The sequence below is a fragment of the Streptomyces graminofaciens genome (genome assembly GCF_030294945.1).
Taxonomy (GTDB): domain Bacteria; phylum Actinomycetota; class Actinomycetes; order Streptomycetales; family Streptomycetaceae; genus Streptomyces; species Streptomyces graminofaciens.
Genome location: NZ_AP018448.1, coordinates 6,182,348 through 6,198,009, shown reverse-complemented (window position 1 = coordinate 6,198,009; position 15,662 = coordinate 6,182,348). Strand labels below are relative to the sequence as shown.

Below are 15,662 nucleotides of genomic sequence, written 5' to 3'. Positions count from 1 at the left end.
AGGAGCGGCGGCGTGCTGTTGTGGGGGCTCGGAGGAGGAGCGGCGGCGTGCCGTTGCGGGCGCGTGGTGGAGGAGAGGCGGCGTGCCGTTGCGGGGGCTCAGCCGAGTCGGCCTCTGTGGAACAGCAGGGGCGAGCCGTCGGGGTTCTCGCTGCCCAGCGCGTTCACCCGGCCGACCACGATGAGGTGGTCGCCGCCCGTGTGCACCGCCTGGATCGTGCAGTCGATCCAGGCCAGGGTGCCCGCGAGGCGGGGGGAACCGGAGACGGGTGTCGCGTCGTAGGCGACGCCGCCGAACTTGTCCGCCCCGCTCACCGCGAAGCCCCGGCACAGCTCGGCCTGGTCGGCGCTCAGCACGTTCACGCAGAACACGCCCGCCCGGGCGATGCGCGGCCAGGTCGTCGACGTACGGCCGACCATGAACACGACGAGGGGCGGGTCGAGGGAGAGGGAGGAGAAGGACTGGCAGGCGAAGCCGGCGGGGCCCGTCGCGCCGGTTCCGTTCTCGCCGTCGTCCTCGGCCGCCGGGGCGGTGATCACGGTCACGCCCGTCGCGAAGTCGCCCAGGACGCGGCGGAACTCGGCCGGGGCGACGGGGGCGCGTTCGTCTTCGCGTACACAGCGCAACTCGGGGCGCGGCAAGGCATCCACCGGCGCCGTACCCGTACCGGCCGACCTCAGAAAACGGACGGCCGCCGCTGCCATTCCCGCGTGTCCCATCACATCACCCAGTGAACCTGACGGTGCATCAGAAGTGAAGGGCCGCGCGGGCCCGGTCACCTGGGGATCGTCGTGTTCTGTTCGTGACAGGCCCTAACGGCCCTCGAACCTCGGTGTGCGCCGCTCCGCGAAGCTCGCCACGCCCTCCCGCGCGTCCGCCGTCGTCATGTTGATCTCCTGGGCGGCGGCCTCGGCGGTGAAGGCGGTGGTGCGGTCGGTGTCGAGGGAGGCGTTCACGAGCTGTTTGGTGAGGGCGAGGGTGCGGGTGGGGCCCGCGGCGAGGCGTTCGGCCCATGCGCGGGCGGTCTTCTCCAGGTCCTCGGCGGGGAGCACGCGGTTGACCAGGCCGAGCCGTTCCGCGTCGGGGGCCGTGAGCGCGTCGCCGAAGAACATCAGTTCCTTCGCCCGCTGGGGGCCGATCAGGCGGGGCAGGAGATAGGCGCCGCCGCCGTCGGGGACGAGGCCGCGACGTACGAACACCTCGATGAAGCGGGCCTGTTCGGTCGCGAGGACCAGGTCGCAGGCGAAGGCGAGGTGCGCGCCGATGCCGGCCGCGGTGCCGTTCACCGCCGCGATCACCGGTTTCTCGCAGTCCAGTACGGCCGCGATCAGGCGCTGGGCGCCGAGGCGGATGACGCGCGACACGTCGCCGGGGATCCGTTCGCCGACGGCTGCCGACGCCCCGCGAAGGTCCGCGCCCGCGCAGAAGCCGCGGCCCGTCGCGGTGATCACGACCGCGCGCACGGCGGGGTCTGCGGAGGCTTCGGAAAGCAGGTGAATCAGACGTTCTCGCTGGTCAGTGGTGATGGCGTTCATCGCCTCCGGCCGGTTGAGGGTGATCCACGAGATCGCGTTGTCAGTGGCGTGCAGTATCAATGAGTCACGGGATTTTTCGGGAGGTTCAAGGGGGGAGTCGGACATGTTGGTTGCCCTTTTCTTACGGGGAGTGAGGGAAGTCCTACGGCGCTGGTGGGTGCCCTCAGCGGCATATCGCCAGCGCGTCCAGGGCCACGGCCCCCTGCCCCCTCGGCAGCACCATCAGCGGATTGATGTCCAACTCGGCGATGTCGTCCCCCAGTTCGAGCGCCATGCGCTGCACGCGGAGCACGACCTCCACCAGGGCGTCCACGTCGGCCGGGGGAGCCCCGCGGACCCCGTCCAGCAGGGCCCGCCCGCGCAGTTCGGTGAGCATGGCGCGGGCCTGGTCCTCGCCGAAGGGCGGCACAAGCACGGCGGAGTCGCGCAGGACCTCGACGAGGACCCCGCCGAGGCCGACCGTGACCGTCGGGCCGAAGAGGTCGTCGTGCGTGACGCCCACGACCATCTCCACACCCCGCTCGACCATCTGGCAGACGAGCACGCCGTCGAGGGAGACGTCCTCGTAGCGGGCGATGTCGGTCAGCTCGCGATAGGCGTCGCGGATCTGGCTGGCGGAGGTCAGGCCGACCTTCACCAGGCCGAGCTCCGTCTTGTGGGCGATCCGAGCGCCGGACGCCTTCATCACCACGGGGTAGCCGACGAGGCTCGCCGCGCGTACGGCCGCCGCCGCGCTGGTCACCAACTGCTCGCGCGGCACCCGTATCCCGTAGGCGCGCAGCAGCTGCTTGGCCGCGTGCTCGCTCAGCTGCTGACCGGGCCGCATCAGTGCCTTCGCCTTGCGGAAGGAGGGGGAGGGGGTGCGCGGTGCCTCGTCGAAGGGGGAGCGGTAGGCGGTGGTGAAGCGGGTGTGGTCGAGGTGGGCGCGCACGGCCGTGATGCAGTTGGCGAAGGTGCGGAAGGTCGCCACGCGGGACGAGCCGAGCAGGGTCTCGCGGTACGCGGCCTCGGTGCCCACCGGCGACCCCCACACCACGCACACCAGCTTGTCCGTCCGCTCCGCCGCGTCCACCAGGTCCTGGGCGAGCTTGTCGCTCATCGGCGGGAAGGGCCCGGTGATGGGGCAGATCAGCACCCCGACCTCCGGGTCGTCGAGGATCGCGTCGAGGATGCGGGGACCGCGCCAGTCGCCCACGGGGTGGCCCCCGTTGTCGACGGGGTTGGCCACGCTCAGATAGTCCGGGATCCACTGGTGCAGCTCGGCCTGCTTGGCCTCCGAGAGCGTGGGCAGGGGCAGCCCGGCCTCCGTGGCCAGGTCGGCGAAGTGCGCGCCCGTGCCGCCCGAGATCGAATAGACGACGACGCCTTCGGCCCTCGGTTGAGCCGAAGCCGGAGTGCGGGGGCGGCGTGAGCGCGCCAACAGGGTGGCCGTGTCCTGGAGTTCGTCGAGCCCGTCGACGCGGATCACCCCGTACTGCCGCATCGCCGCGTCGACCACCGCGTCCGCGCCGGTCAGCTTGCCGGTGTGGGAGGCGGCGGTGCGGGCGCCGGTCTCGGTGCGGCCGACCTTGACGGCGACGACGGGGACGCCGCGCCGGGCGGCCCGGTCGGCGGCGAGGAGGAACGCGCGGCCGTCCTTGAGGCCCTCGACATAGGCGGCGATGGCGCCGACCTCGGGGCGTTCGGCGAAGTAGGAGATGAAGTCGGCGGTCTCCAGGTCGGCCTCGTTGCCGGTGGGGGCCCAGTGGGAGAGGCGGATGCCGAGTTCCTGGAGGGAGAAGACGGGGCGGCCCTGGTGGCCGGACTGGGTGATCAGCGCGATCGCCGGTCCGTCGAGATCGTCGCGGAAGCGTTCGAAGGCGTTGAGGTTGGTGTTCGGGCCGAGCAGCCGCAACCCGCCGGAGCCGGCCACGGCGGCGGCGAGCCGCTCCTGCGCGGCCGCGCCCGCCTCCCCCGTCTCCGCGAAACCGGAGGCGAAGGCGACGGCGAACTTCACCTTGGCCTCGGCCAGTTCGCCCACCAGAGGAAGGGGATCGGAGACGAGCAGTACGGCCAGGTCGACCTGTTCGGGCAGGTCGGCGACGGAAGGGGAGCAGGGGATGCCGAAGACGGACTGACGAGTGGGGTGCACCGGATGCAGCCGGGCGCCGACCCGTTCGGCCCAGGCGAGCAACTGGCGGGTGATGCCCGTGTTCGGCCGCCCGTCGGTGTCCGAGGCGCCGATCACGGCCACGGACTCGGGCCGGAAAAACCGGTCGAGGTCGGGGACGGCGGCGTACAGCGGGCGCCCGCTGACGTCCAGGTCGCCGTCCTCAGCGGGCCTGCCGTGCACGACCTGTGCCGGATGCTCGCCGCAGGCGATGGCCCGGGCCCGGCGGGAGTCGGTGGTGAGGGTGCCGTGGGTTGATCCAAGCATCGGTCCGCCCGCTCCTGTGTGACAGCCAATTCACTGACGAGGCACGGCTACGCGATCCGTAGCTGACACAGCGTCAGATTTCAGACTACTGAACTGACGCAATGTCAGGAATGGGTCGTGCGGGCAAAGTTACGGAGCGGTACGGGTCGGTACGAGGTGGCGCTAAGGCGGTACGAGGGGTGTACCCGCGCCGGACGACGGTCAGTCGTTTACGCCCGCCACGGCTACAACTTTCGCACCACCTTGATCGTCGAACTGCTGAACCACAGGACAAGAACCAGGGGGAACACATGAGACGACTCGCAGTCGCCGCCACGGCGGTCGCGGCCGCGGCCGGGCTGTTGGCGGCGGGATTCGCCACGCCCGCGCTCGCCGCCGACGAACCGCAGACCGACCAGCTGTGGATCGGCGTGCCGTACGAGCAGAGCCTGCCGATCGGGGCGGACGGCGAGCAGGGCCAGAGCCGTACGCTCGACATCGGCCTCTACCACGACAACGACAACTTCACCGTGACCGACGGCAAGGTCACCGTGGACGTCTCCGGGCTGGCCGGGATCGCGGACGTGACCTGGCCGGAGAACTGCGCGCCGAGCGGTACGACGGCGGTGTGCGACGTGCCCGAGGTGCCGGTGATCGGGCCCGACTACGACGAGCAGATCCAGCTCACGGTCCGGGCCGCCGAGGGCGCGGAGGCCGGGGCGCAGGGCCGGATCACCTACGGGGCGACGGCGACCGGCGGCCCGGAGGGCACGCTCACCGCGCCCGCGGACAGCTTCGACAGCACGCTCAGGATCGCCGGCGGCCCCGACCTCGCGCTCGCCGACGTCGACCCGATCGAGCACGCGCGGCCCGGCGGCACACAGACGATCCCCTTCGCCCTCACCAACAAGGGCGTCGAGACGGCCCATGGCTTCAAGGTGAGGTTCATGGGGTCGTACGGGCTGGAGTACCTGACCAGGTACGACGCGTGCACGTACACGACGACGGGCGGCACGGAGTACGCGCCGTTCAGGAACGCGACCTGTGTCTTCGACCAGGAGCTGGCACCCGGTGAGTCCTTCGAGCTGCCCGAGCCGCTGCGGGTGGCGCTCGCCGGGTACGCGATGAAGGAGCGGCTGGACATCAGCGTCGAGCCGGGCGGCGGCGTCGCCGACATCGAGGACGGGGACAACTACCTGGCCCTGCAGATAGGCGCCGACAACACCGCCGACTTCTCGGCCCGGGGCGCGGCGGTCACGGGGGCGGCGGGCGAGACGGTCACGGCCCCGGTCACGTTCAAGAACAACGGCCCGGCCTGGCTGGGCAACCTCGGCTCCGGCGACCCGGTGGCCAACGTCCGCTTCGTGGTCCCGTCGGGCACGACGGTCACCACCGCCCCCGAGGACTGCGAGCCGCGCACCCTCTCCGGCGGCTCCTACCCGAACCGCACGGGCGCCCCGCGCTACGACTGCGCCATGCCGTACTGGGTCCTTGAGGACACGGAACGGACGTTCGCCTTCAAGCTCCGGATAGACACGGTGACCGCCGGGGCGACCGGCGAGATCAGCATCCACCCGGAGTTCGGGCAGTTCACGTTCGACCCGGACAAGAGCAACAACACGGCGGTGCTGACCGTGAACTAGCCGTAGGGGCTCGGTGTCCAGCGCGCGGGGAACCAGCCGTAGGGGCTCGGTGTCCAGCGCGCGGGGAACCAGTCGTAGCGGCTCGGCGCTCAGCGCGCGGCGATCAGCCATAGGGGCTCGGGGTTCAGCGCGCGGTGCGGCCCTCCACGGTGACCGCGTCGCGCGTGGCGACCCCGCCCGCGCGGGCGACGGCCTTGGCGATCTTCTCGGCGTCGAGGGCGAGTTCGCGGAACATGCCGGAGATGGGGTTGGTGAAGCCGGTGAAGTAGAGGCCGGGCGCGTTCTTGGGGGAGCGCGGGCCGTGGACGACGGGCTTGCCGCGCCCGTCGAGGACGTCGAGGTGCCCGACGAGCCCCTCCAGGGCGCGCCGGTAGCCGGTGGCGGCGATCACCGCGTCGACCTCGACGCGGCCGCCGTCGGCGAGCGCGACCTTGCCGTCCTCGAAGCCCTCGACCGCGCCGACGATCTCGACCCGCCCCTTCTTCACGGCGTCGATGAGGCCGACGTCCTGCACGGGGACGGCGCCCTCCTTGACGCGGGAGTAGAGCCCGGTGGCGGGCCGGGGCAGGCCGTGCGCCGACAGGTCGGGCACGCTGAGCTTCGCCATCGGCTTGGCGAGCCGGTCCACGAGGGCGACCGGGAGCCGCCGTACGAGGACGCCGGTGTACTGGGCGGCCCACCCGGCGGTGGACCGGCGCACGATGTGCGGAGCGGTCCGCACGGACAGCCGTACGCTCCCCGCGCCCCCCTCCACCAGATCGACGGCGATCTCGGCGCCGGTGTTGCCGACGCCGACGACGAGGACGTCGCGGCCGGTGTAGGGCTCGGGGTTGCGGTAGGCGGAGGCGTGCACGAGTTCGCCCGAGTACGAGTCCCGGCCGGGCCACTCGGGGAGGTGCGGGGTGTGGTTGTACCCGGTGGCGACAACGACCGCGCCGGCGGCCAGTTCGCGACCGCCGGTGGCGTGCAGCAGCCAGCTGTTGCCGTCCTCCGCCCGCTCGACGCGCGACACCTCGACACCGGTGACGATCTCCAGCTCATGGTGCTCGGCGTACTTCTCCAGATACCGGACCACGTTGTCCCGGGACACCCACCGCCCGAAGCGGCGCGGCATGGGCAGGCCGGGCAGGGCCGACAGCCGCCGGGTCGTGTGCAGATGGAGCCGGTCGTAGTGCCCCCGCCACGACGCCCCGACCTTGTCCGACTTCTCCAGCACGACCGCCCGCACACCCTGCGCCCGCAGCGCGTGCGCCGCGGCGAGGCCGCCGGGGCCGCCGCCGATGACGTAGACGGGGCGGTCGGCGGGGGCCGGGGCCGGGGACGCGGTGGGGTCGGTCAAGTCGGTCATATGGCTGAGGGTAATCACCAGCTCACTTGATGGGTCTCGGTCAAGACCGGAATTGGTTGCGGATTGATCACGGCTGTAGGAGGTGTGGGTGGGGCTCGTGGCGTAGGGCGGTCGGAATGTGGCGAGGCTGTGGCGCGCTTCGGGGGGCCGGGGGTCCTGCGGGGATACGCCGGAGTGCTGCGTGGGTGCTGCTGGGCTACGCCGGAGTGCTCCGTGGGTGCTGCGGGCGTGCTTGCTGGAGCTGACGCCACTCTTGCGCCCGCACCCCCCATCCGCTGAACTGACGTACCGTCAGAAACCGCGCGGATGCGGAAGGACGCACCCCATGGACACGATCTGGCTCACCGGTGGCGAATGGCTGGCCGTTCTCCGTATCGGGCTCGGGGTCTGGTGGCTGGAGAGTTGGCGGCACAAGGACAAGAAGGCCTGGTTCGAGGGGAGCGGGATCGCCTGGGCGGCCGATGTGGCGGCAAAGCATCGGTGGGAGGTGGTGCGGAGCGGGTTCGCGGTGGTCGTGAAGCCTCGGCCGAAGGTCATGGCGTACGTCGTGTTGTACGCGGAGCTGGCTCTCGGGCTCGGGCTCATCCTCGGGTTTCTCACCCCCGTCGCCCTCGTCGGGGGGCTGCTGCTCAACCTCGTCTATCTCGTGCTGATGATCCACGACTGGGCCGAGCAGGGGCAGAACTCGATGATGGCGCTCATCTCGGTCGTGGGGTTGTTCGGGATGGCCTGGCAGGACTGGTCGGTCGACAACCTCCTCGGGTTGTTCCGGTGAGCGCGCGGTTCGATCTTCCCGATGTCGATGCCTTCACCCGTACCTACTGGGACGCGGCGGCCGAGGGCGTGCTGTTGCTGCGGCGGTGTGCTGCCTGTGGGCGGCCTCACCACTATCCCCGGGAGTTCTGCCCGTACTGCTGGAGCGAGGACGTGGCCTGGGAGCGGGCCTGCGGGCGCGCCACGCTCTACACCTGGTCCGTCGTCCACCGCAACGACCTGCCGCCCTTCGGGCAGCGCACGCCGTACGTCGCCGCCGTCGTGGATCTCGACGAGGGGCCCCGGATGATGACCGAGGTCGTGGAGTGCGATGTGCCGCCGGGCGCGAAGGCAGGGGTGGGGCTGCGGGTGGGGATGGGGCTCGAGATGGTGTTCGAGGACGTGGAGGGGTTCGTCGTGCCGAAATTCAAGCCCTGTGAGTGACGTGTACGGGTTTCAATGACCCGGTGAATGAGACGGATGAGCGAGCACCCGAAGCGCCTGAAGCACCCGAAGCGACTGAAGTGCCCGGCCCACCTGAAGCACCTGAAGCGCCCGGCCCACCTGAAGCGCCCGGAGTTTCCGGAACCCTCGAAGGCCCCCAGGCGGCCTTCGAAGCCCCCCGCACAGAGAACCCCTCCCGCCCCGAGCCCCACGGCCTCGGCCTGCGTTTCTGCTCCTGGGACGCCGAGTCCGACGCCGATGTCGACGCGTGGTTCCGGGGGCGTACCGATCCGGAGTTCAGGCGGTGGAACACGCCCATCTCCCTGGAGGAGACGGTCGAGGACGCCCGGGAGTCGTTGCGGGAGCGGGCGCGCTGGGACGCGGACGGGAAGTCCTGCGCCTTCCGGATCGTCGACGCGGAGACCGGGGCCACGCTCGGGCAGATCGGGCTGAACGGCATCGATACGTTCATGCGTCGGGCCGTCGTCGGGTACTGGGTGCTGCCCGAAGCCCGTGGTCGGGGGGTTCAAGAGCGTTCTGGTGAGTGGGAGTGAGTGTGGGTGGTCTGTGCCGGGTCGCGTGTCTGGGCCGTGGGGGCGGGTTTCAGCGGGGTACTGACGTTCTTGCATCGAATGGGTGACCTGCACGGGTGGCGCTCGTTGTTCATGGCGACGGGTTCTTCGGGTGGGTTCGGGCAGGGGGTGACAGGGGTGGGTGAGCTGCGGAGTATCGCGGCGTCGTTCGTCACTCCCGGTCCGTCTGGTGTGGCCGTCCGGGCCCGCCTCGGGCCCCTGACGCCCGGGGATGAGAAGGTGCTGCGTCTGGTGGGTGCGCATCTGGGGTCGCTGGCGGCGAAGGACCTCAAGGCGCGCTGCCGGGACGGTCTTTCGCATTCCGGTCAGGCGTGGGCGGTGCGTAAGCGGGAGCTGACGCCGTTGTCGTCGTCGCGGTGGGCGGGGTCGATCACCAAGGCCACGCACGACCAGTGGGCGCTGGCCCGCCGCTGCCAGTCGGCGCACCTGCAGAACCTGGAAGCCGGCATCCGCACCATCGAGCACCGGCTGTCCCTGCCGGTCGGGCACAAAGGGACCAAGCACGACCCGGGCGGTTACCGGTCCCGACGGGAGTGGCATGCGAAGTCGCGGCGGCTGCGGGTACTGGAAGACCAGCTGGCTGCCGTGCGGGCCGACCGCGAGGCCGGCATCGTCCGTGTCGTGCGTGGCGGCAAACGGCTGGCCCGCGCCCGGCACCACCTGGAGGCAGCCGGGCTGACGGAGTCCGGATGGCGTGGGCGGTGGGAGGCGGAGCGCTGGTTCTGCCAGGCGGACGGTGAGTCCGGCAAGCGCTACGGCAACGAGACGATCCGTGTCACCCCCGACGGCGAGGTGAGCCTCAAACTCCCCGCACCGCTCGCTCATCTGGCCAACGCCCCGCACGGCCGCTATGTCCTGGCCTGCCGGGTCGCGTTCGCGCACCGGGGTGAGGAGTGGGCCGACCGCGTCGCGGCCGACCGGGCGATCGCCTACCGTATCCACCTCGATACGAGCCGGGACCGCTGGTATGTGACCGCGTCCTGGCAGCTCCCGCCCACCCCGACCCTGCCCATCGAGGCCGCGCTCGCCCACGGGGTGATCGGCGTCGACATGAACGCCGACCACCTCGCCGCCTGGCACCTCGACCCCCACGGCAACCCCACCGGCAGCCCGCGCCGCTTCTCCTACGACCTCACCGGCACCGCCGAACACCGCGACGCCCAGGTCCGCCACGCCCTCACCCGCCTCCTGCACTGGGCGAACACGCGCGGCGTGCGCGCGATCGCGGTGGAGGACCTGGACTTCGCCGCCGAGAAGACCCGGGAGAAGCACGGCCGCAGGAAACGCTTCCGGCAGCTGATCTCCGGCATGCCCACCGGCAAACTCCGCGCCCGCCTGTCCTCGATGACCGACGCCACGGGGATCGCGGTCATCGCCGTCGACCCCGCCTACACCAGCCGCTGGGGAGCCCACCACTGGCACAAACCCCTCACCAGCACGACACGTAAGACCACTCGCCATGAGGCTGCCGCCGTGGCGATCGGAAGGCGCGCCCAGGGACACCCGATCCGGCGACGGACGACACCGCCCCCACCACACCGGAGTGATGCGGTGGGGCATCGGACCGTCCAGGCCGATCGGCGTGTTCCCGGGCGTGAGGAAACCCGCCCCCGCATCCCCGGACCACGGACACGATCCGTAGGCGCTGGGCGCGGAGTGAACGCGGGCAACCAGAACGCCCAACACCGTCCGGGGCGTTCGACTGAGCATGGGTTCTGGCAACAGGACTCACTCCCGCTCAGTCTCTAGGAACGGTCGCCACCCGGTCCCTCGAGGTTCTCACCCGCTGGGCCTTCACCGAACTCGGCCTCCACCGGCTGGAGCTGGACCACGCCGTCGGGCATGACGCGTCCTGTCGGGTCGCCGAGCGATGTGGGTACGCGTACGAGGGGACCATGCGTGGGGCGATGTTCGAGGCCGAGCGGCATGACGCGTTCCGGGACGCTCATTTCCATGCGCGGCTCGTCACCGACCCCGAGCCGAGTGGGATTTCCTGAGGAGGAGAACTGAGACCCCGTGAACAAACTGATCATTTCCGGTGTTTGGCGTCCTTCGTGCCTGCCAGACGCCGTGACATCAGCATGATCATGGACCACTTGACCATGGCTTCGTGGTGTTCGGGTAACCGTACGCAGTCGCGTACGCAGCGGCGGCGCTGGAAGATCCACGACAGCGTGCGTTCCACCACCCACCTGCGGGGCAGTACCACGAAGCCCTTGACGTCGTCGTTGCGCTTGACGATTTCGATCGTGAGCTGGAGCTTCTTCTTCGCCCAGGTAACGAGCTTCCCGGCGTAACCGCCGTCGGCCCAGACCAGAATGATCGATTCGAAAAGGTCACGCAGGTGTGCCAGTGCGGGGCGGGCTCCGTCGCGGTCCTGCACGCTGGCGCTGGTGACCATGACGATCAGGAGCAGGCCGATCGTGTCCACGATCACGTGGCGCTTGCGGCCCGCCACCTTCTTGCCGGCGTCGTACCCGCGGCTGTCGGCGCCGACGGTCTCGGCGGCGCGTACCGACTGCGAGTCGATGATCGCGGCGGTCGGGTCGGTGTCCCGGCCCTCGGACCGGCGGACCTCGTCGCGCAGGTCATTGTGGATGGCGTCGACGCTTCCGTCCTGCCACCACCGGGTGAAGATGGTGTGCACCGTGCGCCAGTGCGGGAAGTCGCCCGGCAGGCTGCGCCACTTGTTGCCGTTGTCCGCGACGTAGAAGATCGCGTCCACGATCAGCCAGCGGCAGTACGCCTCCGGCCGCCCGCCGTTGCCGTCCAGCCATGCCGGCCACGGCAGTACAGCTGCGATGACCTGCCATTCCCTGTCCGTGGTGTCCGAGGTGTAGCGGCGGGAGCGGGCCGGATGACGGCGGCCGTGGCCGAACCGGCAGGCCAGACACGGGCAGTCGGCTTGCCCATCCGGGGAGACAGCGGGGGCGGCAGGGGCGTACAACGGCATGACAGGACCTCTTGGCGCGACTGGGCTTCGACACCGCAGTTGCTACCAAGAGGTCCTGGCCGTGCACGTCACTTCTTCGATTCCCGCCCGCCCACGACGATCAGTTTGTTCACGGGCTCTCATGAACGATCGAGGCTAGGCACAGCTTGGCGGTTCGTCCTTGGTGGGAATGAATTGCATCGTGGGCATTCCGGCAGCGTCAAAGTTGGCGGTGTCCGGCCCGATGAGGGTCATGTAGCCAGCGAGTTTCTGACTGTCCTGTGAGGGAGGCTCCCCCTTGACCTGCTCAGGGCCGGGGATCACGGAGTCAAGGACCCACCAACGGCCGCCGAACCGCACAGATTTGATCCCGCAGTGCGTATAGATGTCGTATGGGTACGGCTTGTGCTGCTTGGGTTCTGCCGGTCCCTCCTGCCACTTGTCCTTCGCAACGGTGCGGGCGGGCAGGGTGGGACCATCACCGTTGTCCCCCGGGTCGTCGGACGAGGACGAGCAGCCAGCGAGCAACAGTCCGGCGCTCAGGAGCAGGACGGCGGTTTGGTGCGATGGTTTCATATGCCTCAGACGTTGCGGGTACCTTTTCCGTTCGACCCCGGCCTGTCTTAACGGCTGTGGCCCAATGCGGGTGATCCACCCGTTACCTTCGCCCATGGTCATCCTCCTGCAGTTGAGTGCTTGTCTTGTGCGGGTCTTCTGACAGTGCTCCAACCTGGCAGGTCTCGTCGCCCTCAGCCCTCATCGTGTGCACAGCCGGTGGCGCCCGGAACACAAGATCCAGTGCGGGCCACGAGGAGACGATCTGCTCGACAGGCCACACTAGGGCCGTCGCCTGCCCCGCAGCGGCAGGGTTAGCCCGCTCCTGAAAACTGTGCTGAACAGCTACTCGAGGCGGGTCCGGAGGCAGACGGCGAACCCGCCTCAGCGGCCTGACAAGCAGGGCTTGGCCGCGCCTACCGTGCTCGGTCGGCCTCCGAGAGAAGCTCCTTGACTGCGGCCGCGTTCTTGCCGTGGGCCTCTTCCGCGAGTGGCCCTTGCGAGGTGCTCATCTTGGCAATGGCTCCACCGAGCTCACCAGTTCCCACAGTGTCGTTGTCGTACGGCATAGCGTTCAGGGTGGTATTCCAAGCACCGTCCTCCTTCACCAGAAGGGCGATGTACTTGTGCCCTTCCTCGTAGCGGGGCTGGCCCTTCCAGGCGAACTCTCGCTCGCCGTTCTTGTCCCACCACCAGCCCGGGAGCTCTACCTCAAAGCTCTGCGGCGCCGGTTCGGCTTCGGGATTGGACCAGAGGACCTGGGTGACCTTCATCGTCGCCGTGCGAGAGATGTGTCCCTCGCCGTTGTCTTTCTCGCTGTCCGGAATAGCCTCCCGCTGCTCGCTACCGGGCACGACCTCGATCACGGCAGCATGGTGCCCATGGGCCACCCAGTCGGAGGCTGTACGGGTCGGGTACGCCTCGGACATGTGAGCATCTACCACCAGAGGCCTTTTGTCCTCCTCATTCCCCATGGCGATGGTTCCCGTGGCCACTCCAGCCGATACTGCGATGGCCGAAGCAACGAGAGTGACCAGGCGCCCCCGACGGGATGTAGGCAGCCATCGAGTGTTGGTGTCAGACGACTTGCTCTTCCTGCGGATCATGAACGATGGTGTCCCCTCCCCTGAGACCGGAGGCTCAACGATGAGACGGCCTCCAGTAGATATGACTCTCCGCAGTGTGGTGAGAGTCACGGCTTCACGTATATGTCGTTGATTTCGCCAACATTGTGAGAACCAAGGTCCGTCCAGGACGGGGTGTCATATTCGTCCCCCTCGGTACGCATACAGCCCAAGTCTGAATCCTTCTGGCTCTGCCTCGGGTATGCCTCATGGCCATGGGTGAGACCAACGGCATGGCCGGTCTCGTGGCACACCACTGCCTTCCATGGGTCCGAATTGCTGTTGTCAAAGGACACGTAGTGCTGGTCGCACTCGTAATCGCTGGTGGCGTCGTTACACCAAGCGATCCCCAGTATTCCTGCGGGCAGACTCGGGTCGTTGTAGTCGAAGATGATGTCGGTCTCGGACGAACCGTCGTACTCGATCTCGTTGCCGGTGTGTTCGTGGACTTCGAGGTCGGTAGGGCCGTATTCCTCCCGGAGGGAGGCACGCACGTCGGCGTCGCCGGTGTCTGTCATTCCCGGCTCGATAGCGAAGGTCAGGTAGCCGTTGTCAGTACGGCAGTATTCGTCCCAGGCATCTCCATCGGAGCAGTCCCAGTCCGCATTCTCCGTCTTGAACATGTTGTCGAACGAAGCAGCCTGCGCCGTGAACACCGTGCCTGTGAATAGCGACCCCACCATAGCCGCGACTGTGAACATCTTCTTTGCACTTCGTGTGACGCGTACGTACACAGAGCCCCCTCCTCGACGCCAGGTCACGTAACAAGGGTCTGACCTGGGCGGATCGTGACCATATCTATAGGGATGGCCCATTGAGCAGATTCCGCTTGTGAAGATTTTCTGGGCGACGGAACGAGCCATGCCGTGCCCCGCATATGGCCCAGGACCACTACCGGTCGAAGATCTCCAGGCCGCCGAGGAAGGCCACGTCCGGCAGGGAGGTGTCGGTCAGGGAGTAGATGAGTTGGGGTACCAGTGTCTGACCCAACGTGGCTCGCCGAGGTGCAGGTGGTGCATAGAAACTACACCGCCTCGAAGCTGATATCCCAGGTCGGCCCAACACGATGAGCGGGAAGACCAGCGGCAGCACGACAACCTGCACCAGGTTGAGGAAGACGTCACCGAGGATCTTCATCTGCTCGCCCGCGGCCGGGGCGAGGGATCCGATGAGTGCGCCGAGGCCCACGGCGATGATCGACTGCACGCCGATCGGCATCTACAGGCAGCGCCTGAGCAGTCCTGAGCTGCGCTTTGAGGTTGAGCTTGGACCGGTTGTCCGGGCCGGTGAAGCAGTCACGGGGTGCCTCCGACAGCTGGGCATGAGTGAGGGTTACTGACCTTTGTGGCGTGATGTCGTTGAGGGCTGACGATGTGTGATCGTCGCGGTATGCCTGTTGTGTGAGTGATGGACCAGCGGGAGCAGGAGCAGGAGCGGAAGCAGGAGCAGGAGCAGGAGCGGGAGCGGGGCCAGGACCAGAAGGCGCAGGACCCGCAGGACGCGTACCTCACCCCCGACGACCCCGACGGTTACTTCGGTGAAGCCATCGCCGCCCGTTACGACGACTCCTCCGCCGAGATGTTCCAGCCGGACGCCGTCGAACCGGCTGTCGACCTTCTGGCCGAGCTCGCCGGTGAGCACGGCCGCGCCCTCGAACTCGCCATCGGCACCGGCCGCCTCGCCCTCCCCCTCGCCCGCCGGGGCATCCCCGTGCACGGCATCGACATCTCGCAGGCCATGGTGCGGCGGCTGCGCGCCAAGCCGGGCGGCGACGGCATCGGCGTGACCATCGGCGACATCGCCACCACCCGCGTGGACGGCGACTACACCCTCGCGTACCTCGTCTTCAACACGATCAACAACCTCACCACCCAGGACGCCCAGGTCGACTGCTTCCGCAACGCCGCCGCGCACCTCGTACCGGGCGGGCGCTTCGTCATCGAGGTCGGTGTGCCCCAACTGCGCAGGCTGCCTCCGGGGCAGAACGCGGTCCCCTTCCACGTGGGGCCGACGCGGCTGGGGTTCACCACGTACGACGTGGCCACGCAGGGGATGCGGTCGCACCATGTCCGGGTCGTCGACGAGAGCACGGGGCGTACAGAGCTGTGGTCGCTCCCCTTCCGGTACGTCTGGCCGGCCGAGCTGGACCTCATGGCCCGGCTCGCCGGAATGCGACTGCGCCACCGCTGGGCCGACTGGAACCGCGAGCCGTTCACGAACGAGAGCACCAAGCACGTGTCCGTGTGGGAGAAGGAGTAGGGGAAGAGAGCCCAGGTGAACAGGCCTGACAACGGCCTCCCGAGCCCGGCACAGGCACCCCACAGCTCCACTTCAGCATCG

At 68.9% G+C, this 15,662-nt stretch carries 15 protein-coding genes and 1 pseudogene; 7 read left to right on the top strand and 9 right to left on the bottom strand.

Annotated elements, in window-relative coordinates:
* Window positions 1-98: 98 nt before the first annotated feature.
* The 3 genes from SGFS_RS26585 to SGFS_RS26575 all read right to left on the bottom strand — a co-directional run bounded on the left by SGFS_RS26585 (window position 99) and on the right by SGFS_RS26575 (window position 3,951).
* Window positions 99-719, bottom strand: a complete 621-nt coding sequence (locus tag SGFS_RS26585) for a flavin reductase family protein (RefSeq protein ID WP_286254002.1) — start codon at window positions 717-719, stop codon at window positions 99-101.
* A gap of 93 nt (window positions 720-812) precedes the next feature.
* Window positions 813-1,640, bottom strand: a complete 828-nt coding sequence (locus SGFS_RS26580) for an enoyl-CoA hydratase/isomerase family protein (RefSeq protein ID WP_286254000.1) — start codon at window positions 1,638-1,640, stop codon at window positions 813-815.
* A gap of 58 nt (window positions 1,641-1,698) precedes the next feature.
* Window positions 1,699-3,951 (bottom strand): acetate--CoA ligase family protein, encoded by a 2,253-nt coding sequence (locus tag SGFS_RS26575; RefSeq protein ID WP_286253999.1) that lies wholly within the window; start codon window positions 3,949-3,951, stop codon window positions 1,699-1,701.
* 290 nt (window positions 3,952-4,241) lie between these two features.
* Here SGFS_RS26575 and SGFS_RS26570 point away from each other — a divergent pair, with 290 nt between their 5' ends.
* Window positions 4,242-5,573 carry a COG1361 family protein gene (locus tag SGFS_RS26570; RefSeq protein WP_286253997.1) on the top strand — a complete coding sequence of 444 codons (1,332 nt, stop codon included), beginning with the start codon at window positions 4,242-4,244 and terminating at the stop codon, window positions 5,571-5,573.
* Between the two features lie 124 nt (window positions 5,574-5,697).
* Here SGFS_RS26570 and SGFS_RS26565 read toward each other — a convergent pair whose 3' ends face one another.
* Window positions 5,698-6,921: a flavin-containing monooxygenase gene (locus tag SGFS_RS26565; protein WP_286253995.1), complete on the bottom strand. Its 1,224-nt coding sequence runs from the start codon at window positions 6,919-6,921 to the stop codon at window positions 5,698-5,700.
* Window positions 6,922-7,246: 325 nt separating this feature from the next.
* On the opposite strand from SGFS_RS26565, the gene SGFS_RS26560 reads away from it, so the two are divergent.
* From SGFS_RS26560 to SGFS_RS26540, 5 genes and pseudogenes are all read left to right on the top strand, one after another.
* The gene (locus tag SGFS_RS26560) at window positions 7,247-7,696 is read left to right on the top strand and encodes a DoxX family membrane protein (protein ID WP_286253993.1); all 450 of its coding nucleotides are present in this window, start codon (window positions 7,247-7,249) and stop codon (window positions 7,694-7,696) included.
* Window positions 7,693-8,118: a Zn-ribbon domain-containing OB-fold protein gene (locus tag SGFS_RS26555; protein WP_286253992.1), complete on the top strand. Its 426-nt coding sequence runs from the start codon at window positions 7,693-7,695 to the stop codon at window positions 8,116-8,118. Before SGFS_RS26560 ends, SGFS_RS26555 begins: the two co-directional genes overlap by 4 nt.
* Window positions 8,119-8,198: 80 nt before the next feature.
* Complete coding sequence (locus SGFS_RS26550) at window positions 8,199-8,672, top strand: GNAT family N-acetyltransferase (protein WP_350284015.1); 474 nt, start codon at window positions 8,199-8,201, stop codon at window positions 8,670-8,672.
* A gap of 156 nt (window positions 8,673-8,828) precedes the next feature.
* Entirely contained in the window at window positions 8,829-10,460 is a 1,632-nt protein-coding gene (locus SGFS_RS26545; protein WP_286253990.1) for a transposase, read from the top strand.
* A gap of 5 nt (window positions 10,461-10,465) precedes the next feature.
* A pseudogene (locus tag SGFS_RS26540) lies at window positions 10,466-10,708 on the top strand (GNAT family N-acetyltransferase); the annotation flags it as partial.
* 32 nt (window positions 10,709-10,740) lie between these two features.
* Here SGFS_RS26540 and SGFS_RS26535 read toward each other — a convergent pair.
* From SGFS_RS26535 to SGFS_RS26515, 5 genes are all read right to left on the bottom strand, one after another.
* On the bottom strand, window positions 10,741-11,664 hold the full coding sequence (locus tag SGFS_RS26535; protein WP_286253989.1) for an IS5 family transposase: 924 nt from the start codon (window positions 11,662-11,664) through the stop codon (window positions 10,741-10,743).
* Between the two features lie 135 nt (window positions 11,665-11,799).
* Window positions 11,800-12,315 carry a hypothetical protein gene (locus SGFS_RS26530; RefSeq protein ID WP_286253987.1) on the bottom strand — a complete coding sequence of 172 codons (516 nt, stop codon included), beginning with the start codon at window positions 12,313-12,315 and terminating at the stop codon, window positions 11,800-11,802.
* A gap of 299 nt (window positions 12,316-12,614) precedes the next feature.
* The gene (locus SGFS_RS26525; RefSeq protein ID WP_286253986.1) at window positions 12,615-13,064 is read right to left on the bottom strand and encodes a hypothetical protein; all 450 of its coding nucleotides are present in this window, start codon (window positions 13,062-13,064) and stop codon (window positions 12,615-12,617) included.
* A gap of 326 nt (window positions 13,065-13,390) precedes the next feature.
* On the bottom strand, window positions 13,391-14,056 hold the full coding sequence (locus SGFS_RS26520) for a hypothetical protein (RefSeq protein WP_286253985.1): 666 nt from the start codon (window positions 14,054-14,056) through the stop codon (window positions 13,391-13,393).
* Between the two features lie 157 nt (window positions 14,057-14,213).
* Entirely contained in the window at window positions 14,214-14,540 is a 327-nt protein-coding gene (locus tag SGFS_RS26515; RefSeq protein ID WP_286253984.1) for a cation:dicarboxylate symporter family transporter, read from the bottom strand.
* Between the two features lie 189 nt (window positions 14,541-14,729).
* Here SGFS_RS26515 and SGFS_RS26510 point away from each other — a divergent pair, with 189 nt between their 5' ends.
* Complete coding sequence (locus tag SGFS_RS26510) at window positions 14,730-15,581, top strand: class I SAM-dependent DNA methyltransferase (protein ID WP_286253983.1); 852 nt, start codon at window positions 14,730-14,732, stop codon at window positions 15,579-15,581.
* Window positions 15,582-15,662: the final 81 nt, after the last annotated feature.

What these genes read in the sequence shown, in the direction of transcription:
- SGFS_RS26570 (WP_286253997.1), top strand. Translation starts at nt 4,242, where the DNA reads ATGAGACGACTCGCAGTCGCCGCCACGGCGGTCGCGGCCGCGGCCGGG.
- SGFS_RS26585 (WP_286254002.1), bottom strand. Translation starts at nt 719, where the DNA reads ATGGGACACGCGGGAATGGCAGCGGCGGCCGTCCGTTTTCTGAGGTCG.
- SGFS_RS26575 (WP_286253999.1), bottom strand. Translation starts at nt 3,951, where the DNA reads ATGCTTGGATCAACCCACGGCACCCTCACCACCGACTCCCGCCGGGCC.
- SGFS_RS26565 (WP_286253995.1), bottom strand. Translation starts at nt 6,921, where the DNA reads ATGACCGACTTGACCGACCCCACCGCGTCCCCGGCCCCGGCCCCCGCC.
- SGFS_RS26530 (WP_286253987.1), bottom strand. Translation starts at nt 12,315, where the DNA reads ATGGGCGAAGGTAACGGGTGGATCACCCGCATTGGGCCACAGCCGTTA.
- SGFS_RS26560 (WP_286253993.1), top strand. Translation starts at nt 7,247, where the DNA reads ATGGACACGATCTGGCTCACCGGTGGCGAATGGCTGGCCGTTCTCCGT.
- SGFS_RS26580 (WP_286254000.1), bottom strand. Translation starts at nt 1,640, where the DNA reads ATGTCCGACTCCCCCCTTGAACCTCCCGAAAAATCCCGTGACTCATTG.
- SGFS_RS26535 (WP_286253989.1), bottom strand. Translation starts at nt 11,664, where the DNA reads ATGCCGTTGTACGCCCCTGCCGCCCCCGCTGTCTCCCCGGATGGGCAA.
- SGFS_RS26515 (WP_286253984.1), bottom strand. Translation starts at nt 14,540, where the DNA reads ATGCCGATCGGCGTGCAGTCGATCATCGCCGTGGGCCTCGGCGCACTC.
- SGFS_RS26510 (WP_286253983.1), top strand. Translation starts at nt 14,730, where the DNA reads ATGGACCAGCGGGAGCAGGAGCAGGAGCGGAAGCAGGAGCAGGAGCAG.